Source organism: Singulisphaera acidiphila DSM 18658 (genome assembly GCF_000242455.2).
In the GTDB taxonomy this organism is placed as follows: Bacteria; Planctomycetota; Planctomycetia; order Isosphaerales; family Isosphaeraceae; genus Singulisphaera; species Singulisphaera acidiphila.
The window spans coordinates 8,538,315-8,564,613 of the sequence record NC_019892.1; the positions used below are offsets into that span (position 1 = coordinate 8,538,315).

Below are 26,299 nucleotides of genomic sequence, written 5' to 3' on the forward strand. Positions count from 1 at the left end.
TCTACGGGTGATTTCCACCCGCTCAAGGGCTCTCAATTCGCCACGAGCCGCGCCCTCATCTGCCCCGCCTCCTCGGCCGGCGTCACGCCGAAGAGCCGCTTGAACTCCCGGCCGAATTGCGACGCACTCTCATATCCGACGGCCCGCGCTGCGGTGCTCGCGTTGTATCCGTCGTGGGTCATCATCCGCCTCGCGTGGTCGAGCCGGACTCGCTTGAGATACTGGAGCGGCGAGCTGGACGTCACGACCTTGAAATGGTGATGGAAGACCGTGGGGCTCATCCCGGCCATCCTGGCCAACTCCTCGACCTTCAGGGGCTTGGCGTACTCGGCGTGGACGTGCCTCAAGACCCTGGCGATCCCGGAGAAGTGGTCGTCGCGGCCGGCCAGGGACCGGACGGCGCCGTCACGCTCGCCGCGTAGCACGCGGTAAACGACCTCGCGCACCAACTGGCGGCCGAGCATGCGGCTGTCCACCGGGCACTTGAGGCACTCGACCAGCCGGCAGGCCGCAACGCCCAGCTCCTCGCTCATCGGGGTCGTCGAGATTCCTCGCGGGGGCGTCGCGACCGGCGGCGGGGGCTCGTCCAGTTCGATGAGCATCTGGCCGAGCATCGCCGGGTCGACGGCGACCGAGACGACGAGCACGGGGTCTTCTCGGCTCGCCTCCCACTCGCACTCCGCGGGCAGCGGCACCGACAGGGCGAGGTAGTTGAACGGGTCGTATTGATAGACCTCGTCGCCGAGGTAGACCCGCTTGCGCCCCCGGCCGACGATGAGGATCCTCGGCTGATAGACGACCGGGACGCGGTGCATCGAGGAAGTGGAAGTGCGAATCACCTCCACGCCGTCGATGTGCGTCGGATGCCTTCCCTCGCGATGGGCCACCTCGTCGAGGAGGCCCGCAAGCCGGTCGCGAATGTCTGCCCTGTGTTCCATCATCCGCTCCCAAGACGCCCGTCTGGCCACAGGATTAGGTTACCGAAATCCCGAAGGAATCGCCATGCTGGCCGGAATACCGAAGGTTTAGGCTAGAACTACGGAGGAACGTACCTTTCCGTTTCCAGGAGACTGGCGTCTAATCAACCTACCGGGCCCGGCATCGACCACAGCCCGGACTACGACCCCTGCGGGATGAAGGGACCGTCCCCCCAAGCAGCCGGGAGACCTTACATGCAGACATCAGCATTAAAAAAAATTGCCATGATGAGCACAACGTTGAAGGCCACCCTCTTGGCCGCGGCAATCGGCGTCTCGTCGGACGCGGCCGGGGCGGCGGACTACAGGCAGAATCAGTTCACGCTGACCTATGACGGCGCGCTCGCGAAGAACGAGCCCGGAAAAATCAACATCCACTCGGTCACATATAAGCTCAATGGACTGGATATCTCCGCCAACGTCTACACCCCGGCGAACTACGACCCGGCGAAGAAATACCCCGCGGTCGTCGTCGCGCACCCGAACGGCGGGGTGAAAGAGCAGGTCGCGGGCCTCTACGCCCAGCGACTGGCGGACCAGGGCTACATCACGCTCGCCGCGGATGCGGCCTATCAGGGCGCAAGCGGCGGCCAGCCGCGAAACATCGACAAGCCCGCATATCGCATCGAGGACATCCACGGAGCGGCGGATTTCATCGCCCGCTATCCGGGCGTCGACGGCGCGAGTTTGGGCCTGCTCGGCATCTGCGGGGGCGGCGGTTACTCCTTGAAAGCCGCTCAGACCGACAAGCGGTTCAAGTCGATTGCGACCCTGAGCATGTTCAACTCGGGACGGGTCCGCCGCAATGGCTACATGGATTCGCAACTCTCGACCATCCAGGAACGTCTGCAACAAGCCTTCGACGCCCGCGCCCGGGAGGCAGCGGGAAAAGGAGTCCTTTATGAGAACGACGTGCAACTGACCGACGAACAGATTGCCAAGCTGCCATTCGAGCTGTATCGGCAAGGGCTCGTCTATTACGGCAAAACCCACGCGCACCCCAACTCGAGCGGCAAGTACACGACGAGCAGCTTGCTGGACCTGATGAGTTTCGATGCGACCGACCAGCTTGAGCTGCTCGACAGGCCGTTGTTGCTCATCGCGGGAAGCAAGGCCGACAGCCTCTACATGTCGGAGCAAGCCCTCGCCAAGGCCACCGGCACGCAGGACAAGGAGCTGTTCAAGGTCGATGGGGCGACCCACATCGAAACGTACTGGGTTCCCAAGTACGTGGACGCTGCGATGAACAAACTGGCGGAGTTCTACGCCAGGACTCTTTCACTCGAACGGAACGGTCCCATGGAAAATGCCTCGGGCAAGGTGGTCGTCATCACGGACGCCAGTTCGGGCCCGGGCGCGGAGGCCGCTCGTCATCTCGCGAATGTCAACATAATCAACTTATGAACAAATTTATATTATCTGCCACAATGTGCATCGCCCCCCTCTCCAGCGCAGCGCAAGACCAGTCCGGCGCACCCGTCGCTTCCGCACCGGCCCAGCAAATCACGCGGGCAGGCGACCGAGCCTCCTCAACCGCCCCGGCGGAATACTTCACAGGGAAGGCGAGTGTCGCCCCCTTGTTCGCCGCCAACGTCGACATCAAGGCATCCGGCGCCTACGTCACTTTCGAGCCGGGAGCGCGCTCCGCCTGGCATACCCATCCCGCAGGCCAGCGGCTGGTGGTGGTTTCCGGCGTGGGCCTGACGCAGGAATGGGGCAAGCCGGTGCAGGAAATCCGCCCCGGCGATGTGGTGTGGTGCCCACCCGGCGTCAAGCATTGGCACGGAGCCCCGCCGACCACCGCGATGGCCCACCTGGCCGTGACCGGCGCGGTGGACGGCAAGAGCGTGGAATGGCTGGAGAAGGTGACCGACGACCAGTACAGCAGCCATGCCGCCGGGAGCGACGCGGGACCGCAAGCCATGACCGATGCACAACCTGCCTCCGAGACGCTTTCCGCCAAGCAGCAGGCCATTCCGCTGATTGCTGCCTTCGCGGCCACGAGCGATATGCCCGGACTCAATGCGACCCTGAACCAGGGCCTGGACGCGGGCCTGACCATCAGCGAAGCCAAGGAAATCCTCGTTCATCTGTATGCCTACACCGGCTTCCCTCGCAGCCTCAACGCTTTGGGCGAGCTGATGAAGGTGGTGGAGGAACGGCGGACGCGCGGCATCGAAGACGCGCCGGGGCGCGAGCCCAGTCGCCCCGCGCCCACGGGCGATGCGTTGCTGGTCGCGGGCACGGCCAACCAGACCCGCATCGCGGGCGCACCCGTCAAGGGCCCGCTGTTCGACTTCGCTCCCGTCATCAACCAATACCTACAGTCGCATTTATTCGGCGACATTTTCGAGCGCGACAACCTCGACTGGCAAAGCCGTGAGTTGGCCACCGTCGGGGCGCTGGCCGCGATGCCGGGCGTGGAACCGCAGCTGCGCTCGCACATGGCCGCCAGCACGAGAGTGGGGCTGACCACTTCGCAGTTGCGTCAATTGACCCGGGTGCTGGCCGAACGCGGCGAGGCCGATGCGGCCAGACGCGCCCGGGAGGCGCTCGACAGTCATCCGGCCGAAGCCCCCGGACAGGGCCGGTCGTCGAGGCGAAATGCGGAGGCAACGCCAAGCGAGCGAAGCGGCCCTCGGAATCCAGACGAAGCCCCAAAGGCCGCCCCGCTGATGGTCGAAGACCAGGGCAGTTTTGCGGTCGGCGGCGGCGTGGTCCGGAACCCCGGCGCCTACAAGCCCCTCAAGCCGTCGCCTGAAGGCCAGACGCTCCACGGCGACCACGCCCGCGTGTTCTATCAAGTGCCGGTGAACCCGCGAGAGTTGCCACTCGTCATGTGGCACGGGTTCGGCCAGTTCTCACGCACCTGGGAGAGCACGCCCGACGGCCGGGAAGGCTATCAGAACATCTTCCTCCGCCGTCGCTTCCCCGTGTATCTCGTCGACCAACCCCGCCGAGGCGGTGCGGGCCGGGGCACCGTAGGGGCGACCATCAACGCCACTCCGGACGACCAGCGATGGTTCGACACGTTCCGCCTGGGCACCTGGCCCGAGCTCTTCCCCGGCGTGCAGTTCTCGAAATCCCCCGAGGCCCTCGAGCAGTTCTTCCGCCAGGCCGTGCCCGACACCGGCCCGTTCGATGCGAAGGTGGCGACCGACGCCGTCTCGGCCCTCTTCGACAAAATCGGCCCCGGGGTCCTCGTCACGCATTCGCACAGCGGCGGGCTGGGGTGGCGGGCGGCCATGGGCAACCCGCGCGTCCGGGCCGTCGTCTCGTACGAGCCGGGCAGCGGCTTCGTCTTCCCGGAAGGCGAGACACCGCCGCCGATGCCCAGCGCGACCGGCCCGCTGGAGGCCGTCGACGTGCCGCTGCCGGAGTTCATGGCGCTGACCCGCATCCCCATCGTGATCTACTACGGCGACAACATCCCGGCCGAGCCCACCGAAAAGCCCGGGCAGGACAACTGGCGCGTCAGGCTGGCCATGGCCAAACTTTGGGCCGAGGCGGTCAATCGCAAGGGCGGCGACGCTACGGTCGTGCACCTGCCGGAAGTCGGGATTCGCGGCAACACGCACTTTCCATTCTCGGACCTCAACAACGTCGAGGTCGCCGACCTGATGTCCGGGTTCCTCGCCGAGAAGGGTCTGGACGGGGACTCGAGTGTGGCGACGAAGCCCGACTCCCGGCCTACCGTGCGGGAGACGCCGGGCTCGCCATGAACAGCACGCGACGCATCGCTCACCTCGCGGCTGGCACGTCGGCCGGGCTTTGGGGCTGCGATACGACGAGCCCCCGGCAAGCCGCCGGCGCCGAGTCTGCCGTCTATCACGAGCGGCCTCGCGACGAATCGAAGAGCGAGAAGATGAAACTCACCATCGGCAAGAAGGCGTTCACGGCACCCCTCATCTCATCCTCGGAGGCCTCATGAGTCGCCTGATGTCATTGGTGTTGACGATGGGATTCGCGGTCGCCCTGGGGGGCCCGTCGCGGACCCAGGACGAGGGTGCCAAGGCGGGCAAGGCGGGCTCCGCCGCGAAGGACGCGGGGAGCAGCAAGGATGTGAAGCAAGACCTCCTCGACCTCTCCAAGCAGAAATGGCTCTGGATGTCCGAATGCAAAGTCGATGAGCTGGCCGCCCTCTTCCATGAGGAGGCAGTCTTCGTCCACATGGGCGGGGCCATGACCAGGGTCCAAGAGCTCGACGTCATCAAAGGCGGGACTATCCAATACAAGAAGGTGGATATCCAGGAGTCGTCGGTGCGGGTCATCGGCACGACCGCCATCGTCTTGAACAGGATTCGCCTGCTGGCCATCGTGGGCGGCAACGAGGTCACCACCCCCTTCATGGTGACAGAAGCCTACGTGCAGCAAGACGGCAAATGGAAGCTAGCCCAGCTCTCGTTCACGAGGCTACTTGGCTCCTAGCGTCCAGACGCCATGTCCGCCCTTCATCTCCTCTCACCTTCGGACTTCTCATGAGCCGCCCCGGCATCACGCCTGGGGCAGCGCATCTCGCTAGTACTACAGTAGTAACTAAGAGCCGGTCCGGTGAATCTGGTCAAGGAGCCACTCAAGGAGGGTTGCTATGGCCGGTGCCGTTGTCATGCTCAATGATGTCTCCGCATGGGGACAGGAATTGGACGGGGTCGCCCGTCGGATCGGGGCGAGATTTCCCCGCAGCGAGACGCGCGATCGCGTCCGGGCCTACCTCATCGGCCTGCTCGGGCCGGTCCAGCGGAAGAACTCCTGGCAAGTCGCCGAGCAGATCGGCGACGCCGCCCCCTACGACGTCCAGTACCTGCTGAGTCGCTCCGAATGGGACCCCGAGGCGGTGCGTGACGACCTGCGGGATTACGTCGTCGGGGGACTCGGTGACGCTGATGCCGTGCTGATCCTGGACGAGACGGGCTTCCTCAAGAAGGGGACGCACTCCGCTGGGGTCGCGCGCCAGTACACCGGCACAGCCGAGCGGATCGAGAACGCCCAGGTCGGCGTTTTCCTGGCCTCTGCGAACCGACACGGCACGGCGTTCATCGATCGGGCCTTATACCTGCCCAATGAGTGGACCGACGACCCGGCGCGGTGCGAGCGGGCGTCGAAAAAAAGTCGGACGGCGGTCGGGAATTGATCGGCTTGTCATCACCGGAGGTGCGACGCCTGCTGGTGCGGCTGCTCTGGAGCCACCTCCCCGAGCTCGAGGAGGTGCTGAGTTGGTCGGAATGGCGGCGTGCGCATCAGGCGCTCGCGCGGAGATATCATCATAAAGAACGCGGGGCGACCCCCGGATTAGTTACCACTGTAGTACTAGGTGAAGAGCGACTCCACGAAGGTATCGGCGTCGAACGGTTGGAGGTCGTCGATCCCCTCGCCGACACCGATGAACTTGACGGGCAGGTCGATCGTCTGGCGGACAGCCACGACGACCCCTCCCTTGGCGGTGCCGTCGAGTTTGGTCAGGATGACCCCGGTGCAGCCGATGCTCTTGGTGAAGACCTCAGCCTGGCGGATCGCGTTCTGGCCATTGGTGGCATCGAGCACGAGGAGCACCTCGTGGGGCGCTCCTGAAATCTTGCGATGGAGGACGCCACGGACCTTCTCCAACTCGCGCATCAGGTGCGACTGCGTATGGAGCCGGCCTGCCGTATCAACGATCAGGACGTCGGCCCCTCGGGCCAAAGCGCGGTCGCAGGCGTCGTGCGCCACACTCGCCGGGTCGGCACCGGGGGCACCTTTGACGATATCGGATCCGGAGCGGGTGGCCCAGACGGTCAACTGGTCGGCCGCCGCCGCGCGGAAAGTGTCGCACGCTGCGAGCAGGATCGTTTTTCCTTCGTCCTTGAGCCGCTGAGCGAGCTTGGCGATCGAGGTCGTCTTGCCCGATCCGTTGACACCCGCGATCAGGTAGACCGTCGGCTTGGAGGGAGAGACCGCCAAGGTCCCCGGCCTGGGGTCGACCAGGAGCGCCTTCAGCTCGGCCTTGACGAAGTTCAGGAGGTCATCGTCGGCCGTCTTGTCACTGTAGGCCTCACGCACCCGATCGACGATCCGTTGGGTGGACTTCACCCCCACATCAGCCTGGATCAACCGCGCTTCGAGGTCATCAAGGAACGACTGGTCGACCTTGCGCCCGAACCATGAGCGAATATTGAAAAGTTGGGCTGTCTTGGACAGGCCCTTGCGAAATCGGTCGAGGAGCCCCTTGATCGCCATACGATTCCTCAGCGAGAGTTCTCTCTTTATTATTTTTCTATTCTATGCAGGGAGGTAGCGCCCAGGATCGCAATCCTCTGGAACGATCGGCTCGCCTGAATCGCCGCCCGGCGGGAGAGGAGGACGGGTGGCTCGCTCCCTGAGCCGGTCAAGGTCGGCCCCCGGCGTGGTGATCGAGCCAATCCAGCGGCCGGGACGGTCCCCGGCATGGAAGTCGGACCCGGCGATCGGTATCAGGCGGTAGCGATCGGCCCAGGCTCGCAACCGCTGGCCACGACGGGCATCCATGCCGTGGCCTTCCACTTCGATCGAGCCGAGGCCGGCATCGACCAGACCCCGCAGCGTCAGTTCCCGCAAATCATAGGACGGGTGAGCCAGACCGGCAACCCCGCCCGCAGCCTGGATCAAGGCGATCGCCACGGCCCCGGCGAGTCGCGGCTTGGGAACGTGCGCGGGGCCATCGTCACCGAGGTAGCGAGTGAACGCCTCACGGTGACCCGAGACCTGGCCCGACCGGACCAGCCACTCGGCCAGATGGCGCCGCCCCAGCGTGGCGCGCGGGAAGGCCCGCCCCAGCGCGGTCAGGTCAACGGAGAGTCCTAGCGCAGCGAGGCGACCCACCATTCCCTTCAGCCGTTCGACGCGGTCGCGCCGGAGGGCCGTCGTCGCGGCGACCAGGGCCGGTTCATCATCGCGAACGAAGTGGCCCAGGATGTGAACCTCCCGGCCCTCGAATTCCGCCGTCAATTCGATCCCGCCCACGAGTTCCAGGCCGAGGCGAACCGCTTCGGGCCGAGCCACAGCCAGGGCGGAAAGCGTATCGTGATCGGTAATCGCCAACGCGGACAGGCCGATATTGGCCGCCGCGATCACAACCTCGCAGGGTGAGCAGACGCCGTCAGAATGCGTCGTGTGGATATGGAGGTCCGCTGCCGGAGGACGAGGCGGCCGGGACGGCGAAGCCGGGGGCCGTTTCGGAGTCCGCAGCCGGGGGCTTCCTGGTCGCTGGTTACGGTTTTTCACGCTTGTAGACGAGCAGCGAGAGACCGTCGCCCTGCTTGGTGCCGAAAGCGGTCGGCCGATCCTTGCCGATCCCCGCGAGGCAAATCGTCAGGCTGTCCCCCTCCAGGCGATAAATCCCCCGCCTGAGACTGTCGTCGGAGTAAATGCGATCGTACCATCGAGGTGTCCGTGAGGGATCGAGCTTGAACGTCCCGAGGGAGACTGATTTCTCCCCCATCCTCGCGATGACCCGGTCGTCTTCGAAGACCAATCGGACTTCGCGGCCCTTGAGCGATTCCGACGCAACCGCTTTCCCGTCGCTCTCCGTCGAGGCGAGGACCCAGGTCCCCTGAATCTTCTTTGTCTCAGACTCGACGTCCTCAGCGCCACTCGCAATCGCGGCGAAGAGTCCGGTCATCATCACGATCGCGGGTTGCCAAGTCACGGCCAACCTCCCAAATCAGCGACGGAGTTGACGGGAAAACTCGAAAGGAGTTCGGCTCACTCCTCGATCGGCTTCGAATCGGCGAGCGGCTCGTCTCGTGGAGCCGCAAGCTCTGTGGGGGCGATTGCCGCTGGCGAATCCGAGGTCTCGACGGTTGCAGCGGGAACGGCAAGCGAAGGCTCGGGCGAAACCTGGGGCTCCGCCTGGGCACTGTCCACTTCCCCAAGAGGCGTTTCTTGAGGTGCCGGGACCGGTTCGGCCTCGATGACGGGAGCCGTCCGCGAGGCGAGCTCGGCGGCCTGCAACCGGTCGAGGATCCCGTTGACGAAGCGGCTCGACTGGGCGGTGCTATACCGCTTGGCCAGTTCCAGCGATTCGTTGATCGCAACCTTAGTCGGCACGTCGGCGCAGTAGAGCAACTCAAACGCGCCGAGCCGCAAGATGTTGCGGTCGATGGCCGCCATCCGATCGAGCCGCCAGTTCTCGGCCACCGCGGAAATCAGTTCATCAATCCGAGGCTGATTAGCTTGGACCCCGGCAATCAGCGCCTCAGCGAATTCGCAGAGTTTCTTATCGCCCCGCAAACGACGGTCCACAAAGCGACGGATCTCCTGGGGAGCGAGCCCCGGATTCTGCTCCGTCTGGTAAAGGACCTGTAGTGCAATCTCTCGGCCTCGGGTGCGTCGGGTCATGGGTGCCTTCGGGGCCTCACGGAGCCAGCCTGGAAGTTCGTTCCGCTCAACACCCGGCAAAGGTCGCGGCGGTCCTCCATCCTTCACAAAGGAAAATCATACGCCAAGCCGCCCCAACTCGAAAAGGCCAGCATCGCTATCGGACAGACTCGGGACCACGTACCTGGCGAATCGAAAACAGTTTCTTCAGGTCCGTCCCTAATCCTGGCTACCGCGATCGACCCGGCACGATTCGCCCCCAATCCCTCCTGCCACCGCACCCACCTCAACATAACCTCAATCACACCAAATTGTTAAAGCGAACCAATCACCACCAAAGCGAGTACAGATCGTTGACTCCACCTTAGAGGAACAACACCAAATCCCACCCGATCGACTCGCAACCGGCCCCCCTTTTTGAGTTTTTTCAGAATTTTTGCACGTCCGTGGTTCAAAGACGGATGGAAACCGTGCCTTGTAGTTAGGAGAGGCCCGAAGCGAGAACAAAAAGAAACCAAATCGACTCGGGCCATCATCGTAAAAACAGCCAACCGCAACACGTTTGCGGTTTTATTAAGCAGGACCGCTAAGTAATTTAAAAAAATAAGGCCGACGCCATTTTGGCTGTCGTCACGCCAGAGTCGAAGCCGGTCGTATTTCTAATACATTTACTTAGCAACCAATAAGCCGTTCATCGCTAAAACTACCTAAATATCGCTATTATCCTAATTTAAGCCACTATAGCACCGGATTCCCTAAATAAGCCTTCCCCCTAATTAAGTAAATAATTAGCGTCCTCCTTGCCGGCGGTTGCGATCAACCGCAACCGCCGGCAAGCAAACGTTCCTTCGGTTGCATCCTGTCTCGACGACTCGGGCTTGCCGACATCATCTCTCGTTTTGAGTCGAGCACGGACGATTGCGGGCGTTCGCCGAGATTGATCAGTGGGACTCTGGTCTTCGGCATCCCGACACGCCCATTGCATTGAATCACAAGCAGCCCAGCGAGTGCTTGGGGATGTCCATACCCTGCGAATGGTCGCGGTTCCGGCGTTCGGAGACCCGGTGAACTCGTGCTCCGAGCAGGCTTGTCCCCCGCGCAACGTCGCGTGGCGTGGCCGGTTCCGCGATCAACATCGCCCGGCCAACGGCGAAACCGATGGTTCGGACGACGATCAGGACAGTTCGCTGGCCAAGACCAGGCCACCGGATTCACCGATCCGCCCGTACGACTCAACCGCCTTCACCAGGAATGCGTCGAACGCCGGGGTCTCCAGGTCGGAGGCGGAGTGGCAAGTCAGGACGATTTCCTGCGCGGTCCCTTGATTGGTCACGATCAGCCGATCGGCCTGGCTGTGGACGGGCGTCGCTCCTTCGTGGAACGGCAGCAACCCGAGGTCACGAGCCAAGGTCGTAGGCTTGAAGGTGTTGCGCCTGACGTTGAAGCGAAGCGTGACGATCCACTCGCTACTGGTCAGAGCATGGAAGAAGGGTAAAGTGATCCCCTTATCGGCCAGAATTCGGACGGCCGTACGCTGGGACCAATCGGTGGGGAGGAACGTGCCCAGTTCCTGGATTCGGTCGACGACCCGTTCGAGGATTCGACCATCCCAGCGCGCGGGGCGCCCACTGCGCCCGACGCGGTCGAGCGTATGCCAGCGCCGGCCGTCGAGTTCCCAGGGAGGTTTGACCGCAGTGTTGAGCTCGACCAATGAGGCCGCCTTGGCCTTGGTCTCAGCCAGCGCCTTGCGGGCCTCAGCTTTGCGGTCGTACTTCGGGCGCTCGGCGTAAGGGCCGGCGGCCAACAGGTCCTTGAGAATCAGGCCTGTGAGGCATCCCTTCGTCTCGGCAATCGTTTCGGGAGGGCCGGCGGCCACGACTTCGCCCCCCTCGCCTCCCGCTTCGGGACCGATGTCGATCAACCAGTCGGCGGTCTTGATCACCTCGAGGTTGTGTTCGATGATCACGACCGTGTTGCCCAGGTCGGCCAACCGATGAACAACGGCAAGAAGCTTACGGACGTCGTCCAGGTGAAGGCCGGTCGTTGGCTCATCAAGGATGTAAAGGGTCTTTCCCGTATCCGGCCGGGCCAGCTCGGCGGCAAGCTTCACCCGTTGCGCTTCGCCCCCCGAAAGCGTCGGTGCGGACTGGCCAAGCGGAATGTAACCAAGGCCGACATCGTGCAAGGTCTGCAAGATTCGCTTGATCTTCGGCACGCTGTCGAACAGCTCGAGGGCCGCGTCCACGTTCATCTCGAGCACGTCGGCGATCGTCTTCCCACGGAATTTGACCGCAAGCGTCTCGGGCGTATAGCGCGCACCACCGCACGCTTCGCAGGTCACCCAGACGTCGGGCAGGAAGTGCATCTCGATCCGCCTCTGCCCGGCCCCTTCGCAAGCTTCGCAGCGCCCCCCCGCCTGGTTGAAGCTGAACCGACGTGACGTGAAGCCACGGACTTTCGACTCGGGGAGCTTAGCGTACAGCTCACGAATCAGGTCGAAGGTCCCGGAATACGTGCCAGGGGTGGAGGTCGGGGTGCTCCCGAGGGGCGTCTGGTCGACGCTGATCACCTTGTCGACCAGGGTCAAACCCTCGATCGCGTCGTGTGCTCCGGGGGTCACCTGGGCTCGGTGCAGTGTCTTGGCCGCAGCCTTCCAGAGGATGTCCTCAACGAGCGAGCTCTTCCCCGAGCCGCTGACCCCGGTCACAACGGTCACGATCCCGAGTGGGAACCTCACGTCAAGATTCTTGAGGTTGTGGTGACGGGCCCCTCGGACCCAGAGCGAGGGACCGTCGGCCGGGCGACGGTTCGTCGGGACCGGAATCGCCGTCTTGCCGCTCAGGTACTGGCCGGTCAACGACTTCTTGATCGTCTTGACCTTCGCCGGAGTCCCCGCGCCGGTGACCTCGCCACCGCCGGAGCCCGAACCGGGCCCGAAGTCGACGAGGTAGTCAGCCGCCTCGATAACTTCCCGGTCGTGCTCGACCAGGACCAAGGTATTGCCCAGGTCGCGGAGATGCCGCAACGCCTTGAGCAGCCGGGCGTTGTCGCGTGGGTGAAGGCCGATGGTCGGTTCATCGAGCACGTAGAGGACGCCAGTCAGCCCGCTGCCGATCTGGCTGGCGAGCCGGATCCGCTGGCTCTCCCCCCCCGAGAGCGTTGGAGTCCCTCGTCCCAGACTCAGGTAGTCGAGCCCCACGTCGACGAGGAATTTCAGGCGGTCACGAATCTCCCGGATCAGGTCGCCCGCGATATGTTTCTCGTCCGCGCTCAGCTTCAAGTTCTTGAAGAAGGTGTACGCGCGGCCGAGCGGCCACTGACCGATCTGGTCGAGCGTAAAGTCATGGAACCGGACCGCCGCCGCGTCGTCGCGCAGTCGCGCCCCCATGCACGATGCGCAGGGCACGTCGTCGACCATCCCTTGCAGCTTGAACCGATAGACGAACGAGACGCGCCCCGCCTCCTCGATCGCCGGGAAGAGGCCCTTGTACTGGAACGAAAATTCAGGCTGGCCGGCCCCTTCCGGAACCTTGAACCAGGCATCCCCGGCCCCGTGGAGGATCGTGCGCCGATGCCGGCCTTCGAGATCGTCGAACGGGACGTCGAGGTCAATGCCCAGCGTCTCCGTCAGCGCCGCGATCATCCGGCCGAAGAGCGGGTTGACCCCGAAATCGGGCCAGACTGCGACCGCCCCCTGGCGCAAACTACGGCGCCCGTCGGGAATCAGGACCGCCGGGTTCGCACCATGCTGGATGCCGAGCCCTTCGCAGACGGGGCACCAGCCGAGCGAGCTATTGAACGAGAAATGATGCGGCGAGAGCTCTTCGAAGCTACGGCCACAACCGTCGCACGAGCGATGCTGGCTGTAGCGGTCGACCGGCCAGTTCTGCTCGTTCGCCTCTTCACCCACCCGCGCGACCAGGGCAACCCCCTTGCCCAGGTCAAGCGCCGATTCGACCGAGTCGGCCAGGCGAGACCGGGTTGAGCGACGAACGACGGCCCGGTCAATGACGACCTCGATGCGATGCTTTCGGCGATGGCTCAATTTCGGAGGGGTGTCGAGGCTCACCGATCGGCCGTCGACACGAACCCGCGCGAAACCGGTCGCCCGTAGCTCGTCCCAGAGCGCATCGTACTGCTCGCCATCACGGCGCTCGACCGGAGCCATCACGAAAATCTTCGTCCCCTCGGGGAGGTGCAAGATTTTCTCAACGATCTCGTCGGCCGTCTGCGTGCCGATCGCCAGCCCACAGCTCGGGCAATAGGGCTGCCCCAGCCGGGCCAGCAGGATCCGGAGATAGTCGTGGATCTCGGTGACCGTGCCGACCGTCGAGCGCGGGCTCTTGCTCGTCGTCTTCTGCTCGATGCTCACGGCCGGCGAGAGCCCGCTGATCCCCTCGACCTTGGGCTTCTGCAACGGTGCGAGGAACTGGCGGGCGTAACTCGAAAGGCTCTCAACGTAGCGTCGCTGCCCTTCGGCGTAGAGCGTGTCGATTGCGAACGAGCTCTTACCCGACCCGCTCGGACCGCTGCAGACCGACATCTTGTGCCGAGGCAGATCGACGTCGATCCCCTTGAGGTTGTGCTGCCGGGCACCTCGGACCGAAATCGAGGCCAGCCCATCCTCCGACGACTTCCGCTTCCCTCGTTTCGCAGGCCCTGTCTTTCTCAAGGCCGATGGCTTCGGCGGGTTGAAAATCTTCGCGAGGGCCGCTCCCGTGTGGCTGCCGGCCACGGCGGCCACCTGTTCGGGAGCTCCTTCGGCGACAACCTGGCCACCGCCGGCTCCCCCCTCAGGGCCCATGTCGATCAGCCAGTCGGCCGTCTTGATCACGTCGAGGTTGTGCTCGATCACAACGACCGTGTTGCCCAGCGCGGTGAAGCCGTGGAGGACTTCGAGCAGCTTGCGAACATCCTCGAAGTGCAGGCCGGTGGTCGGTTCGTCGAGGATATAGAGCGTCCGCCCTGTCCCGCGTTTGACCAACTCGCGAGCAAGTTTGATCCGCTGCGCTTCGCCACCGGAGAGGGTCGGCGAAGCCTGCCCCAGCTTCAGATAGTCGAGCCCCACGTCATGCAGGGTCTGAAGCATACCGGAGATCTTCGGGACATTGGCGAAATGCTCGAGCGCTTCCTGCACGTCCATTTCGAGGACGTCGCTGATACTCTTCCCCTTGAACCGAGCGTGGAGAGTCTCGCGATTAAACCTCTTGCCCTCGCAAACCGGGCAGGTCACCCAAACGTCGGCGAGGAAGTCCATTTCGAGGCGATTCGACCCGTTCCCCTGGCAGGCCTCACACCGTCCCCCTTCAACGTTGAAGCTGAAGCGGCCCGCCTTGTAACCGCGGGCCTTGGCGTCGGGCAGCCGGGTGTAGAGGTCGCGAATCAGGTCGAACAGCTTGATATAAGTCGCCGGGTTCGAGCGGGGCGTGCGACCGATCGGAGACTGATCGATATCAATGATCTTGTCGAGATGCTCAACCCCCTCGATCCGGTCATGGGCCCCCGGCTCGGTGATCGCCCCGTTGAGGTCGCGGGCCAGAGTATCGCGGAGGATATCTCCAATCAGCGAACTCTTGCCCGAGCCGCTCACACCCGTCACGCAGACGAACAGGCCCAGCGGAATCTCGACGTCGATCCCCCGGAGGTTGTGCTGGCGGGCCCCCACCACCTTCAACGTGCGACCGTCAGGCACTCTCCGCGTCTTGGGAACCTCGATCGCCCGGCGGCCCGAGAGATACTGCCCGGTCAGACTCGCGGAAGCCGCAGCGAGTTTGGCGATCGACCCTTCGGCGACGACCTCTCCTCCTTTGACGCCAGGCCCGGGGCCGAAGTCCACCAGGTGGTCGGCCGCGCGCATCGTATCTTCATCGTGCTCGACGACGATGACCGTGTTCCCCACGTCGCGGAGTCGCTGGAGCGTAGCGATCAGCCGGTCGTTGTCGCGCGGATGGAGGCCGATCGACGGTTCATCCAGAATGTAGAGCACGCCGACAAGGCCCGCGCCCACCTGGCTGGCCAGCCGGATCCGCTGCGCCTCACCGCCGGAGAGCGTGGGGGCCGCGCGGTCGAGGGCCAGGTAGTGCAGGCCGACGTTGGTCAGGAACCCGAGCCGCCCGCGAATCTCCTTGAGCAACTCATCGGCGATCGTCCGCGAAAGGGGGTCGAGCGGCACGACGGCCGTCCCATTCTCTTCCCCGGCCAGAGCGTCGAAAAACTGGGCAGCTTGGCCGATCGGCATCGAGCCGAGCTCGACCAGGGTCGTCCCGCCGACGCGCACAGCGCGGGCTCGCGGGTTGAGCCGCGTCCCTTGGCATTCGGGACAGGTCATGCTCCGCATGTACGGTTCGAGCTTGGAGCGGGCCGGGCCGCCGTTGGCACTCCGATACTTGGCCATCAGGTCGGTGGCGACCCCGTCCCAGGTCCCGGTGTGCGACCAGTTCTTCTTCCGGCTCTTCCAGCGGTGGACGATGATCCGGTCACCCAGACCGTAGAGCCAGGCGTGCTGCCAGCGCGGGTCGAGTTCGCCCCAGGGGCCCTTGAGCATCGTCCCCTTGGGCGGCCCGTCCTCGTCCGCCTCCACGTTGGCGGCAACCCCCTCGAACAGGTGCTTCCGCCACTTCCCCACACCGCTGATCGGGCCGAGCGGCTCGATCGCCCCTTTCCAGACCGACAGCGAAGGATCGGGCACGAGTAGAGCGGGATCAAAGTCGTGGCGAATCCCAAGCCCGTCGCAGGACGTGCACATCCCTTGCGGGCTGTTAAAGCTGAAAAGCTGCGGGCTGGGAGGGTCGAAGCTCAAACCACACGAGGCGCAGGCGTAGTGCGACGAGAGCAGCAAATCCGCTTGCCCGTCACGGGTGATGATGACGGTCCCGTCACCGAGCTTCAGCGCCGACTCGATCGCTTCGGCAAGTCGGGGCCGAACCGCCGACCCGGCCTTGAGCCGATCGATCACGACCTCGATATGGTGTTTCGTCTGGCGATCGAGCGAGAGGTTATCGGAAAGCGAGAACACCTGCCCGTTGACCCGAGCCCGCATATAACCGGCCCGCGCGAGTTCGCCGAAGAGGTCTTTGTACTCCCCCTTCTGCCCCCGAATGACCGGAGCCAAGACGCTGTACGCGGTCCCGTCGGGCAGGTCGAGCACGCGGGCAATAATTTGTTCGCGCGTCTGCGCCGCGACCGGCCGATCACATTTGGGGCAATGCCCCTGCCCCACCCGCGCAAACAAGACCCGGAGATAGTCATTGATCTCCGTGATCGTGCCGACGGTGCTTCGGGGATTCCGTCCCCCCGTCTTCTGCTGGATTGAGATCGACGGGCTGAGTCCCTCGATCCGATCGACCTCGGGCTTGGGCATCTGGCCAAGGAACTGGCGGGCGTAACTCGAGAGGCTTTCGACGTAACGTCTTTGCCCCTCGGCATAAAGCGTATCAAAAGCGAGCGAGCTTTTGCCCGAGCCCGAGACTCCCGTGAAGCAGATCAAGGAACCGCGAGGAAGGTTGAGCGAGACGTCGCGGAGGTTGTGTTCGCGAGCGCCGCGGATCACGATGTCCGTCGTGGCCATCCGTGGTGGGTCCTCAAGTCAACAAGAGTTCCTGCGACCGCAGCCAACTGTTCAAGTGACTCGATAGTATACGCGTGTCATCGAGAGGTTGTCCACGCAGGTTTTCCCAAGCCCAATTGTCTTCCCAAGCAGCAAGACACGTCTGCCTGAAAGCTCTCGCTCGCCAGAAAGGCGAGCTGAGAGCATAAGCTCTTTGTCTTTCGATGGCCGTTTGCAGACAGGGAGCCGACACTCCCGACTCGCCTTGGGGGCAAACGAAAACGGGATGCCCCCCTGTCACCCCTCGACAGGCTCGACGAACGCCGCATCTTTGAATCGAGTGCGGTCGAGTTCATACTTTTGCAGCTTCTGGGTAACGCTGCGCCGCGAGAGACCGCTGTGCTTGGCACAGCGGGCGACGTTGCCACGGTACTGGGCCAGGAGCCGCACGAAGTAGTCGCGTTCGACGCGGCCGATCAAGTCGTTGGTGAGGTCAGGGAGAGGACGTTCGATATCGATGAGCGGGCTCGTGTTGATCGGCTTGCGGGCTCGGGGGGCGACGGCGGGCGGAAGTGCGTCGCGATGGATCACCGAGCCGTCGGCCATCGCCACGGCCGCCTTGATGGCGTTCTCGAGTTCGCGGACATGCCCCGGCCAGGTGTGATCGATGAGCGCTTGCATGGCCTCCGAGTCGATCTCGGTGACCGGCGGGGTGCTCATCGGCTTGAACTTCTCGAGGAAGTACATCGCCAGAAGGGGGATGTCCTCAGGACGCTCACGGAGGGCGGGCAGGTCGACCCGGATCACGTTCAAGCGGTAGAAGAGGTCGGAGCGGAACCGGCCCGCCTTGACTTCCTCCTCGAGTCGCTTGTTGCTCGCGGCGACGATCCGGACGTCCACCTTCAGGGTCTCGGTCCCGCCGACTCGTTCGAACGTGCCGGACTGGAGCACGCGGAGCAGCTTGGCCTGCATCGCCGGAGAGACATCGCCCACTTCGTCGAGGAAGAGGGTGCCGTTGTCGGCGTATTCGAACCGCCCCTTCTTGCGTTTGTCCGCGCCGGTGAACGAGCCACGCTCGTGGCCGAACAGTTCGCTTTCCAGGAGCGAGTCGTGCAAGACCGCGCAGTTCAGGGCGACGAACGGCCCCTGGCGACGGGTGTCGGCGGCATGGATCGCCTGGGCGACGAGCTCCTTGCCGGTCCCCGTCTCGCCGTAGACCAGGACCGTCGAGCCGAGCGGACCGACCTGCTTGATCAGGTCGAAGACTTTCCGCATCTTCGGGCTCTTGGAGACCATGTTGTGGAAGCTGTAGTCCTCGCGCATCTGCATGCGGAGCTGCTGAAGCTCGTCGATCAGCCGCCGGCGCTCGAGGATGCGCTGGACGAGGAACCGCAAGTGGTCGGGCTCGTACGGCTTGGTGACAAAGTCGTCGGCGCCCGCCTTCATCACATCGAGCGCAACCTGGGTGTCGCCGTGGCCGGTGAGGACGATGACGCCGAACGGCAGCTTCTCGGCCCGCACCGCCGTCAGCAACTCGATGCCGCTCATGTCGGGCATGCGCAGGTCGGTGATGACGAGATGGAAGACGCGTTCTCGGACGCAAGCCAAGGCGGTCCGACCGTCGCTGGCCGTCTCGACCTCGAAGCCGTCCATCTCGAGAATGACTCGCAGATGCTCGCGTATGAGTGGCGTGTCGTCCACCACAAGGATACGACGTTTCATGAAACCCCCTCCTTCGTCACTCATTCTTGAGGTCTATGGTCCGATCCGTGGACGGGGGCTGTCAGAGGAGGTGGTTTGCCCCGCGTCTGGTCGCGTTGTCAGTCGGTCAATCAGTAGGTTGCAGACTCGGGTTCGCGTCCAAGCGATTCCGATTCCTTCGTTCTCGGTTCAGGATCAGGGTGCTGCGGAATCAGGCGGATCTCGGCCTTCGTTCCCTTCAAGATGCGGACGACCAGGTCCTCACCGGGCCGGCCTTTGGCGAGGGCTTCGCGGAAGTCGCTGAGGCTGTCGACGTCATGATCGGCCAGCCGGGTGATGAGCATCCCCGCCTCCAAGCCACCACGGTCAGCCGGGCCGTCCTTCTCGACGTCGACAATGACCAGGCCGTGTTGGGGGCGATCCAACCGGTAGCGACGGGCCAGTGTGGGAAAGGGCTCACTGATTTGCAGGCCGAGCGCGGCAAAACGGACGGCGTTGGTCCGAAAGCCGGTCTCCTTCGGCTCGTCAGGTTGTTCCCCAGGCGCCGGTTCCGCCGGAGGATTGGGGTTGGCGGGTCGCGGGACCGGAGGACGGCCGCGGAACCGACGGGCTCCCGGGCCGAATTCCAAGGGGGGCTCCGTACCGGGCCGGCCAGGCTGCTCAGGCCGAACGAACGGCTCAGGACGGTCGGGCGTCTGGGGCAGGCCGAACGACTCGGGCTGAGGTTTGGGGGTGATTTTGATCTCTTTCCGCTCGCCGTCGCGATCGATCGTCAAGGTCAGCGGCTGGTCGACGGGCGCGAACTCGATCGCTGCCTGGAGTGCTCCGGGACCGGCGATCGGCTTACCCTCGAGATTGAGGATGGCATCCCCCCGGATCAGGCCAGCCTCGGCGGCCGGGCTGTCCGGCGAAACGCCGTTGATCGCCACCGCGCGAAACTGGTCAAGCTGCTCGCTTCGGGCCTGATCGATGGGACCGATCTGGATCCCAAGGTAAGCACGACGGACCCGGCCATGCTCAGCCAGGTCGGCAGCCACCCGACGCGCTCGCGAGGCTGGGATCGCAAAGCCGACCCCCTCATAGCCCCCGCCATTTGTCTTGATCGCCGTGTTGATCCCGACGACCTCCCCTTTCAGGTTGATCAACGGGCCGCCGGAATTCCCCGGATTGATCGCGGCATCCGTCTGGATCAGATCCTCATACATCGCCACGCCGATCCCGCGTCCCTTGCCGCTGACGATGCCGGCCGTGACCGTGCCGGAGAGACCGAAGGGCTGGCCGACCGCCAGGACCCAGTCGCCGGTGTCGAGCGTTTCGGAATCGCCCCAATCGACCGGCGACAGCCCCTTGCCATCAATAATCAACAGCGCCAAGTCGCTCTTGGGATCGCGACGGACCTGGGAGACCGGCCGCTCCCGGCCGTCTTCGAGGATCACAACAACCCGTGAGCTCCCTTGCACAACATGGTCGTTGGTCAGAACGTAGCCCTTGTCGGCGTCGATGACAACGCCCGACCCGCTGCCAGTCCCCTCTCGGGGCGGCCCTTCGGGGGGCATCATGCCAGGCGGGAAAGGCCCGCCTCGCCCATTGGGGAGGCCGCCCTCGAACGGATTAGGGCGATCCAACGGGCGAACCGTCACCACGGCGGGCAAAACGCGTTGGGCTGCCTTGCGAAAGCTCGCCGACAACGATTCGGCCTCGCCTTGGCCAAACGTCGTTATGGTCCCAAACGCCCCGAACGCGAGCGTTGTCAGCGCCACGACCGCCCGCCATCGGAAGGTTGTCGGCATCGGTCTCACCCCATCCGTGTCCACCCGTGCCGGGCCATCTCCTTGCTGGAGTGTGCAGACCCGCACCGCCTTCATCTTTTGACTATAACGCGATGCCCTCCGCCATGCCAAGCCCCACGCCAGTATCCCTTGGCCCCTCTTCCCTGAAACGCCCCCGTCCCGAAATCAGACAAGATAACCTCGATTCGAGAAATCACATCGTGAGCGACTTCTTATCCGCGGCGCTCCTGATTATGATTTTTGCTGAGTTGTTGCCGATTCCCTCCCGATTTCACTCGTCGGCGATTCCTCTTCCGTGTGGTCCCGACCCAAAGGACAAACTGGTGTTTTGCAAAGTCAGGATAACCCCAGCTGAGCCACGACATGTTCATAGGGTTGCTCAAATTGCGTGACTTGCTCGATCGCCCACGAGAGCGTCGTCCGCAGGGCTTCCCTCGTCATCGCCCGACAGGCCTCGCCGATGGTCATCAGCCGATGGAGTGCCCACTCCTTCGCACGACCCTGCTTCAACTCGCTCATGAGCAGACTGTACGCCAGCATGACCAGGTACATATGCCGGGTCTGGCCCTGGACATCACGCAACTGACAGTCACCCAACCCGAGTTGTTGCTTGCCGTCCCGATGGAACGTCTCCGTGCCTGTCCAGCGATGGCGGTACACCCGCACGATCCGACTCACCTCCCAGGTAATCCGATTCGTCACCAGGATCTTGCAGCACGTCCCGTCGTTGCGGTAGTGCCAGAGGATGACAATCCGCACCTTGTGGTTCACCCCGGGGATTCGGACCGTCACCGTGAAGTACCACTGGCGACGGTCGCCGATCCTCATCGCTTTGCGGTCCTCCACCGGGATCGACGCCGCCAACTCGTTGGCCTTGAGGATCCCCCCCTTCCACTCCAACTTGCGGTTGGTCTTGAGATCGCCCACGTAACCGTGGGGCCGTCCCAACCGATCCTGCTTCCCATCAATGTGGTTGAGGACCTCGGCGTTGGTGAAGTAGCAGTCCATGGCGAAGTCGCCGGGGATTCCCCGCTCGCAGACCCAATCGATCAGCTCGCAGCACAAGGCGGTATGGTTGCGGAACGGCTCGTCCAAGGCTTCGCAGACCTCTTGCTTGCGGAAGAGCCGGAACTCCAGGGGGTAGTGCTTGCCGCTGGTGCAGACGTAGTTGACGAAGAGATAGTCCTGGGCGATCTTGTTCCGCTCTTCGGTGTGGTCCCAGAACCAGTTGGCGTCGGGAATCAGCATCCCGTCCCGATCGACGAGAGTATTGTCGATCGGGATGACGCCCTGAACGCTGTAGCGAGTGGAGGGCTCCTTCTGGAGTTGCTCGAGCCTTCGATCGTTGAGCGTCTCGGGGTCCCACTGGGCGGCGGTGAGGAAGCGATTGAGGCAGGATTGGTCGGTGGTCTGGGCGAACTCGTCATGAATGCCGAGGACGGTTTTCCGGTCGGCGACGAACAGGCCGGTGAGGTACTCGGCGAAGTGGCGACGTTGGCACTCATTGGCGAAGAGGTCGCCGTGCTGGGTCAGGGCGGCTTCGACCAGCTTGGGAAATTCGATAATTCCAGGCATAAGCCGATGCTCCGCAGTCCAACTGCGCCAGAGCAATTTGGGCAAAACTCGAGCCTCGTCTACCTATTTTAACGCTGCCGCGGACCAGTTTGCAAAATACCAGGACAAAGTCTGATGTCCATCGCATTCCAGTGCGACCAATGCGGCAAAGACTTCGAGGTGGGAAACGAGTGGGCCGGCAGACGCTGCAAGTGCAAGCAGTGCGGCCACGTGTTTGCCATCCCGGGCAGTCGACCGGCAGCAGGGTTGGCACCGGCGCGAGAACCTGAAGACGAGCCGGCTCCCCGGCGTCCACGCTCGTCCGGGGCAAAAGCTTCGGCCCGGACATTCGCACGCGACGGCGATCCCTACGATACAGAAGACGAACCCTGGCAAACGCAGTCTCCACGCCTCGAACCCGATCTCGATGAGCTCCTTCCACAACGGCCGAAGCCCTCAGTGCGACGTCGGAGCAAGAGTACGAGCTCGGGACTCGGCCAATACACGAACTTCCCGTACTGGGTGTTCCTCTTGGGAGCGTTCTTTGGCTTCGCCTTCACCCGCCAGTTCTGGCTGCGGAGTGCGGCCGACCTGAATCCGGCCTGGATCGTCCTCGCGTTTGCCTCCTACACCTTGTCGTTCTCCGGGTGCTTCGCCTGCCTGGTCGTCGCCTTCCGCGAGGGGCCAAGCTACGGCCTCTGCTGCCTCTTCATGCCTTTCTATATTGTCTATTACGGCTTTTCTCGTTGGGAGCATACAAAGCAAGCGTTCTTCGTATCCTTTGCCGGGGGAATGCTGACCTCCGGGGCCAATGCCATCGACCATGACGTCTTCAAGTTCCTCTGGGGCGGGCCCAAACCGAAGATCGCGGTTGCCCCTGAGAATGTCGGACCGCCCGGGCCACCCGTGTTCGATCGGCCTCCCTTTCCATGGAATGAGGGGGGGCACGCTCAGGTTTTCCCTCAGCCAATGCCCATGCCTCCGGTGCCCCCGGTGCCCCCCTTCGCTCTGGCGCCCCCTGCTATTGCACCGGCTCAACCGCAGGTCATCCTGGAAGACTTCACCGACCAGGCCCTTTCCGACTTGAAGTCGCCCACGCTCCATCTCCGAAAGCAGGCATTGGCGCGACTCAAGAACGCGCCGCCGAACGACCGGCGCGATGAGGTCGCCAAGGCGGTTGAACCCATGCTCTCAGATCCTGATGGCTTCTGCCGGGCCGACGCCGCCAAAGCGCTGGCGGTCTGGGGTGGGTCCGAGAATACCCCGGCGTTGCTCAAAAGCCTCAAGGATCCGGCGTTCAATGTCCGCTGGGCGATCCTCGACGCACTCAGGGACATGCGCGATCCGAAGGCGGCTGAGGCACTGATCGACTACTTAATGACTTCCAATGACCGTGGTAAAGCCGCCGAAGCACTCAAAGCGATCGGGCCAGCGGCCGAGGAGGCCGTCCTGCGCGGCCTGACTCACCACGATGGCTTCGCCCGAATGGATGTCTGCAAAATCTTGCAAGCGATCGGGACCCGTAAGAGCATCCCCGCGTTGCGCGATCTCGTGCGAGCCGGCCAAGGCCACGGGCTCGACGTCATGGCCGCCCGCGAGGCCCTGAGGCAAATCGAATTGAGGAATCCCCGTTGAGTCCGAACGTGGGCAGCTCGCCAGAGTGTCCCGAGGCTCGGCCCCTTGAGCGGGGCTGCCGGCCGGTCTATAATCCGTAGATTCGGGAACGTCTGCCTCGTGCCGTGCGCCGGGGGATCAGGAGAACCGGCATGCCCTCGGCACCATCAAGGCCACTCTGGGGATGGACCGCCCCGGTTCGCGGCCTGCTCCTCGTATCAACGGTGGTTGGTGCGATCAGCCTGCTCGTCAAGGCGCCGCGGGGAGAGGATGCCCCGGCTGCGTTGCCCCCTTTAATCGTCGATCCGAACACAGCTCCCGCTCAAGTCCTGATGGCTCTGCCGAGGCTCGGTCCGTCCCTCGTCGGTCGGATCGTCGCTGCGCGAGCACAGGCACCGTTCCGGTCGATCGACGACCTCGAGGCCCGGGTCCGTGGGTTGGGGCCGGCCACCATCAAGGCACTTCGCCCTCACCTCCGGATTGATCCCATAAACGACCAGGACGCCGACCTCTCGCTCTCGTCGGCTCCTCCCATGGCCCATAACGCTCGTTGAACGGATTCCCATGCCAGATTTCCAGTTGGTGTCCCCCTATCAACCGGCCGGTGACCAGCCCAAGGCGATCGCCGAACTGACGCAAGGGCTGCGTGACGGGCACAAGCACCAGACGCTCCTCGGCGTGACCGGCTCGGGCAAGACATTCACGATGGCGAACGTGATCGCCCAGATGAATCGCCCGGCCCTCGTGATGTCGCACAACAAGACGCTCGCGGGCCAACTCTACGGTGAGTTCAAAGCGTTCTTCCCCCACAACGCCGTCCGCTATTTCGTCAGCTACTACGACTACTATCAACCCGAAGCCTACATCCCCCAGCGCGACATCTACATCGAGAAGGATGCCTCGATCAACGACGAGATCGAACGGCTTCGCCTGGCGGCCACCAGCGCCCTGGTCAGCCGCAACGACGTGATCGTCATCGCCAGCGTCTCATGCATCTACGGCCTCGGTTCCCCCGAGGATTACCGCAAGATGATGGTCCGCCTCAAGGTGGGCGAGAACATCGACCGCGATGAGATGCTTCTCCGCCTGGTCGATATCCAGTACGACCGCAACGACATCAGCTTCGAACGCGGTAAGTTCCGGGTCCGGGGCGACGTCGTCGAGATCTGGCCGGCCTACGAGGAGATCGCCTTCCGGATCGAACTCTTCGGCGACGAGATCGAAACTCTCTCCGTGATCGACCCACTCACCGGCTCGGTCATCGAGAAAAAAGACGACATGTACATCTATCCGGCCAAGCACTTCGTCTTGCCGGAAGACCGGATCCAGGGGGCCGTCGAGCGGATCCAGGAGGAGCTCAAAGAGCGGCTCAAGATGCTCCGCGATCAGGGCAAGCTTCTCGAGGCGCAACGCCTCGAAGCGCGAACCCGGTACGATGTCGAGATGCTCCTGGAGGTTGGCTACTGCTCGGGCATCGAGAACTACAGCCGGCCGCTCGCCGGCAAGAAAGCGGGCGAGACCCCAAACACCCTCCTCGACTTCTTTCCCCCCGACAGCCTCCTCTTCATCGACGAGTCACACGTCAGCGTCCCCCAGATCCGCGGGATGTTCGCGGGGGATTTCAGTCGCAAGAGCACCCTTGTGGAGCACGGCTTTCGCCTCCCCAGCGCCCTGGACAACCGGCCGCTCCGGTTCGACGAGTGGGAGCTCAAGCTGGGGTCGCGCGTCTACGTCTCGGCGACCCCCGGCGACTATGAAGTGGCGATGTCAGGGGGCGAGGTCGTCGAGCAAGTGATCCGCCCGACCGGCCTGATCGACCCGGTCGTCCGCATCGAGCCCGCGCGAGGCCAGGTCCCCGCGCTTGTGGCCGAAGTCAAAACGCGGGCCGCGCGAGGCGAACGAGTCCTGGTCACGACGCTGACCAAGCGCATGGCCGAAGACCTCTCGCGGTTCATGAAGGAGCAAGGCCTGCGCTGCAAGTGGCTGCACTCCGAACTCAACGCGATCGAACGGATGACCATCCTCCGCGAACTCCGCGAAGGGGCGTTCGACACCCTGATCGGCGTCAACCTACTCCGCGAAGGGCTCGACCTGCCCGAAGTCTCGATGGTCTGTATCCTCGACGCCGACAAAGAAGGCTTCCTCCGGAGTGAGACCTCCCTGATCCAGACGATCGGCCGCGCTGCCCGACACGTCAATGCCGAGGTCGTGCTCTATGCCGACAAGGTCACGCAGTCGATGCAGCGAGCCCTGGACGAGACCAATCGCCGGCGTGCCTTGCAGCTTGCCTATAACGCCGAGCACGGCATCACCCCCGAATCCATCGTCAAGTCGATCCGACGCGGCATCGAAGAAGAGATGCAAGCCAAGGTCGAGACCCGCAAGGCGGTCGGCCGTGATGAAACGACCGACGCCACCGAGGAATATCTGAACGAGCTTGAGGCCGAGATGCTCGCCGCAGCCGAGAACCTCGAGTTCGAACGCGCGGCGGCCCTTCGCGATCGGATCCTCCAGCTCAGGTCGAGCCAGGGGGGGGGCCCCGCTCGACCCCTTGCCTCGGCCCAGGCCACCAGCGCCAAGGCCAAAGCCAAGTCGAAAGCGAAGGCCGGTGGTGGTCGCGGCGGGCGGAAGCCCAAAACCGAGCAATAAAGCAGTACTCATCATCAATCATCATTGTCCACCAAGGCTTCCCCATCGGCCCACCCCGCAAAAAAAAGGGCCGACCACAAGTCGCAGTGGTGGTTGATCAAGAGAAACAAGTCCGGCATCAACCGGCCCCTTATCCA

General features: G+C 63.7%; 15 protein-coding genes and 3 pseudogenes. 9 read left to right on the plus strand and 9 right to left on the minus strand.

Annotated elements, in window-relative coordinates; all coding sequences use genetic code 11:
* Window positions 1-32 precede the first annotated feature (32 nt).
* Window positions 33-938, minus strand: a complete 906-nt coding sequence (locus tag SINAC_RS33160; RefSeq protein ID WP_015249911.1) for an AraC family transcriptional regulator — start codon at window positions 936-938, stop codon at window positions 33-35.
* 264 nt (window positions 939-1,202) lie between these two features.
* On the opposite strand from SINAC_RS33160, the gene SINAC_RS33165 reads away from it, so the two are divergent.
* From SINAC_RS33165 to SINAC_RS33190, 6 genes and pseudogenes are all read left to right on the plus strand, one after another.
* The gene (locus SINAC_RS33165) at window positions 1,203-2,381 is read left to right on the plus strand and encodes an alpha/beta hydrolase (protein ID WP_044147918.1); all 1,179 of its coding nucleotides are present in this window, start codon (window positions 1,203-1,205) and stop codon (window positions 2,379-2,381) included.
* A pseudogene (locus tag SINAC_RS42090) lies at window positions 2,378-3,556 on the plus strand ((R)-mandelonitrile lyase); the annotation flags it as partial. The gene SINAC_RS33165 and the pseudogene SINAC_RS42090, both read left to right, overlap by 4 nt.
* A 72-nt stretch (window positions 3,557-3,628) precedes the next feature.
* Window positions 3,629-4,699: pseudogene (locus SINAC_RS42095) on the plus strand (alpha/beta hydrolase); the annotation flags it as partial.
* Window positions 4,696-4,908 carry a hypothetical protein gene (locus SINAC_RS33180; RefSeq protein ID WP_015249914.1) on the plus strand — a complete coding sequence of 71 codons (213 nt, stop codon included), beginning with the start codon at window positions 4,696-4,698 and terminating at the stop codon, window positions 4,906-4,908. The pseudogene SINAC_RS42095 and the gene SINAC_RS33180, both read left to right, overlap by 4 nt.
* The gene (locus SINAC_RS33185) at window positions 4,905-5,405 is read left to right on the plus strand and encodes a nuclear transport factor 2 family protein (RefSeq protein ID WP_015249915.1); all 501 of its coding nucleotides are present in this window, start codon (window positions 4,905-4,907) and stop codon (window positions 5,403-5,405) included. Before SINAC_RS33180 ends, SINAC_RS33185 begins: the two co-directional genes overlap by 4 nt.
* Window positions 5,406-5,583: 178 nt before the next feature.
* A pseudogene (locus SINAC_RS33190) lies at window positions 5,584-6,075 on the plus strand (IS701 family transposase); the annotation flags it as partial.
* Between the two features lie 209 nt (window positions 6,076-6,284).
* Here the strand turns inward: SINAC_RS33190 and ftsY are convergent.
* The 8 genes from ftsY to SINAC_RS33230 form a co-directional block, all read right to left on the minus strand.
* Window positions 6,285-7,190, minus strand: coding sequence for a signal recognition particle-docking protein FtsY (ftsY, locus tag SINAC_RS33195; RefSeq protein WP_015249916.1), 906 nt, complete (start codon window positions 7,188-7,190; stop codon window positions 6,285-6,287).
* A 42-nt stretch (window positions 7,191-7,232) separates the two neighbouring features.
* Window positions 7,233-8,213, minus strand: coding sequence for a PHP domain-containing protein (locus tag SINAC_RS33200; protein WP_015249917.1), 981 nt, complete (start codon window positions 8,211-8,213; stop codon window positions 7,233-7,235).
* Window positions 8,200-8,637, minus strand: a complete 438-nt coding sequence (locus tag SINAC_RS33205; protein ID WP_015249918.1) for a TIGR03067 domain-containing protein — start codon at window positions 8,635-8,637, stop codon at window positions 8,200-8,202. The genes SINAC_RS33200 and SINAC_RS33205 overlap by 14 nt, the downstream gene beginning before the upstream one ends.
* Before the next feature lie 56 nt (window positions 8,638-8,693).
* Complete coding sequence (gene nusB, locus SINAC_RS33210) at window positions 8,694-9,329, minus strand: transcription antitermination factor NusB (RefSeq protein WP_015249919.1); 636 nt, start codon at window positions 9,327-9,329, stop codon at window positions 8,694-8,696.
* A gap of 1,153 nt (window positions 9,330-10,482) precedes the next feature.
* The gene (gene uvrA, locus SINAC_RS33215) at window positions 10,483-16,875 is read right to left on the minus strand and encodes an excinuclease ABC subunit UvrA (RefSeq protein ID WP_015249920.1); all 6,393 of its coding nucleotides are present in this window, start codon (window positions 16,873-16,875) and stop codon (window positions 10,483-10,485) included.
* A 276-nt stretch (window positions 16,876-17,151) separates the two neighbouring features.
* On the minus strand, window positions 17,152-18,576 hold the full coding sequence (locus tag SINAC_RS33220; RefSeq protein WP_015249921.1) for a sigma-54-dependent transcriptional regulator: 1,425 nt from the start codon (window positions 18,574-18,576) through the stop codon (window positions 17,152-17,154).
* 110 nt (window positions 18,577-18,686) lie between these two features.
* Entirely contained in the window at window positions 18,687-20,345 is a 1,659-nt protein-coding gene (locus SINAC_RS38320; RefSeq protein WP_020466476.1) for a trypsin-like peptidase domain-containing protein, read from the minus strand.
* A 336-nt stretch (window positions 20,346-20,681) separates the two neighbouring features.
* The gene (locus SINAC_RS33230; protein WP_015244411.1) at window positions 20,682-21,920 is read right to left on the minus strand and encodes an IS701-like element ISSiac1 family transposase; all 1,239 of its coding nucleotides are present in this window, start codon (window positions 21,918-21,920) and stop codon (window positions 20,682-20,684) included.
* A 114-nt stretch (window positions 21,921-22,034) separates the two neighbouring features.
* Between SINAC_RS33230 and SINAC_RS33235 the strand changes: the two genes are divergently transcribed.
* From SINAC_RS33235 to uvrB, 3 genes are all read left to right on the plus strand, one after another.
* Window positions 22,035-23,534, plus strand: a complete 1,500-nt coding sequence (locus tag SINAC_RS33235; RefSeq protein WP_015249923.1) for a HEAT repeat domain-containing protein — start codon at window positions 22,035-22,037, stop codon at window positions 23,532-23,534.
* A gap of 131 nt (window positions 23,535-23,665) precedes the next feature.
* Window positions 23,666-24,067, plus strand: a complete 402-nt coding sequence (locus SINAC_RS33240; protein ID WP_015249924.1) for a ComEA family DNA-binding protein — start codon at window positions 23,666-23,668, stop codon at window positions 24,065-24,067.
* Window positions 24,068-24,077: 10 nt separating this feature from the next.
* The gene (gene uvrB, locus SINAC_RS33245; RefSeq protein ID WP_015249925.1) at window positions 24,078-26,162 is read left to right on the plus strand and encodes an excinuclease ABC subunit UvrB; all 2,085 of its coding nucleotides are present in this window, start codon (window positions 24,078-24,080) and stop codon (window positions 26,160-26,162) included.
* Window positions 26,163-26,299 lie beyond the last annotated feature (137 nt).

What these genes read in the sequence shown, in the direction of transcription:
- SINAC_RS33235 (WP_015249923.1), top strand. Translation starts at nt 22,035, where the DNA reads ATGTCCATCGCATTCCAGTGCGACCAATGCGGCAAAGACTTCGAGGTG.
- SINAC_RS33180 (WP_015249914.1), top strand. Translation starts at nt 4,696, where the DNA reads ATGAACAGCACGCGACGCATCGCTCACCTCGCGGCTGGCACGTCGGCC.
- SINAC_RS33185 (WP_015249915.1), top strand. Translation starts at nt 4,905, where the DNA reads ATGAGTCGCCTGATGTCATTGGTGTTGACGATGGGATTCGCGGTCGCC.
- SINAC_RS33220 (WP_015249921.1), bottom strand. Translation starts at nt 18,576, where the DNA reads ATGAAACGTCGTATCCTTGTGGTGGACGACACGCCACTCATACGCGAG.
- SINAC_RS33165 (WP_044147918.1), top strand. Translation starts at nt 1,203, where the DNA reads ATGATGAGCACAACGTTGAAGGCCACCCTCTTGGCCGCGGCAATCGGC.
- SINAC_RS33240 (WP_015249924.1), top strand. Translation starts at nt 23,666, where the DNA reads ATGCCCTCGGCACCATCAAGGCCACTCTGGGGATGGACCGCCCCGGTT.
- SINAC_RS33160 (WP_015249911.1), bottom strand. Translation starts at nt 938, where the DNA reads ATGGAACACAGGGCAGACATTCGCGACCGGCTTGCGGGCCTCCTCGAC.
- SINAC_RS33230 (WP_015244411.1), bottom strand. Translation starts at nt 21,920, where the DNA reads ATGCCTGGAATTATCGAATTTCCCAAGCTGGTCGAAGCCGCCCTGACC.
- ftsY (WP_015249916.1), bottom strand. Translation starts at nt 7,190, where the DNA reads ATGGCGATCAAGGGGCTCCTCGACCGATTTCGCAAGGGCCTGTCCAAG.
- nusB (WP_015249919.1), bottom strand. Translation starts at nt 9,329, where the DNA reads ATGACCCGACGCACCCGAGGCCGAGAGATTGCACTACAGGTCCTTTAC.
- uvrB (WP_015249925.1), top strand. Translation starts at nt 24,078, where the DNA reads ATGCCAGATTTCCAGTTGGTGTCCCCCTATCAACCGGCCGGTGACCAG.
- SINAC_RS38320 (WP_020466476.1), bottom strand. Translation starts at nt 20,345, where the DNA reads ATGCCGACAACCTTCCGATGGCGGGCGGTCGTGGCGCTGACAACGCTC.
- uvrA (WP_015249920.1), bottom strand. Translation starts at nt 16,875, where the DNA reads ATGGCCACGACGGACATCGTGATCCGCGGCGCTCGCGAACACAACCTC.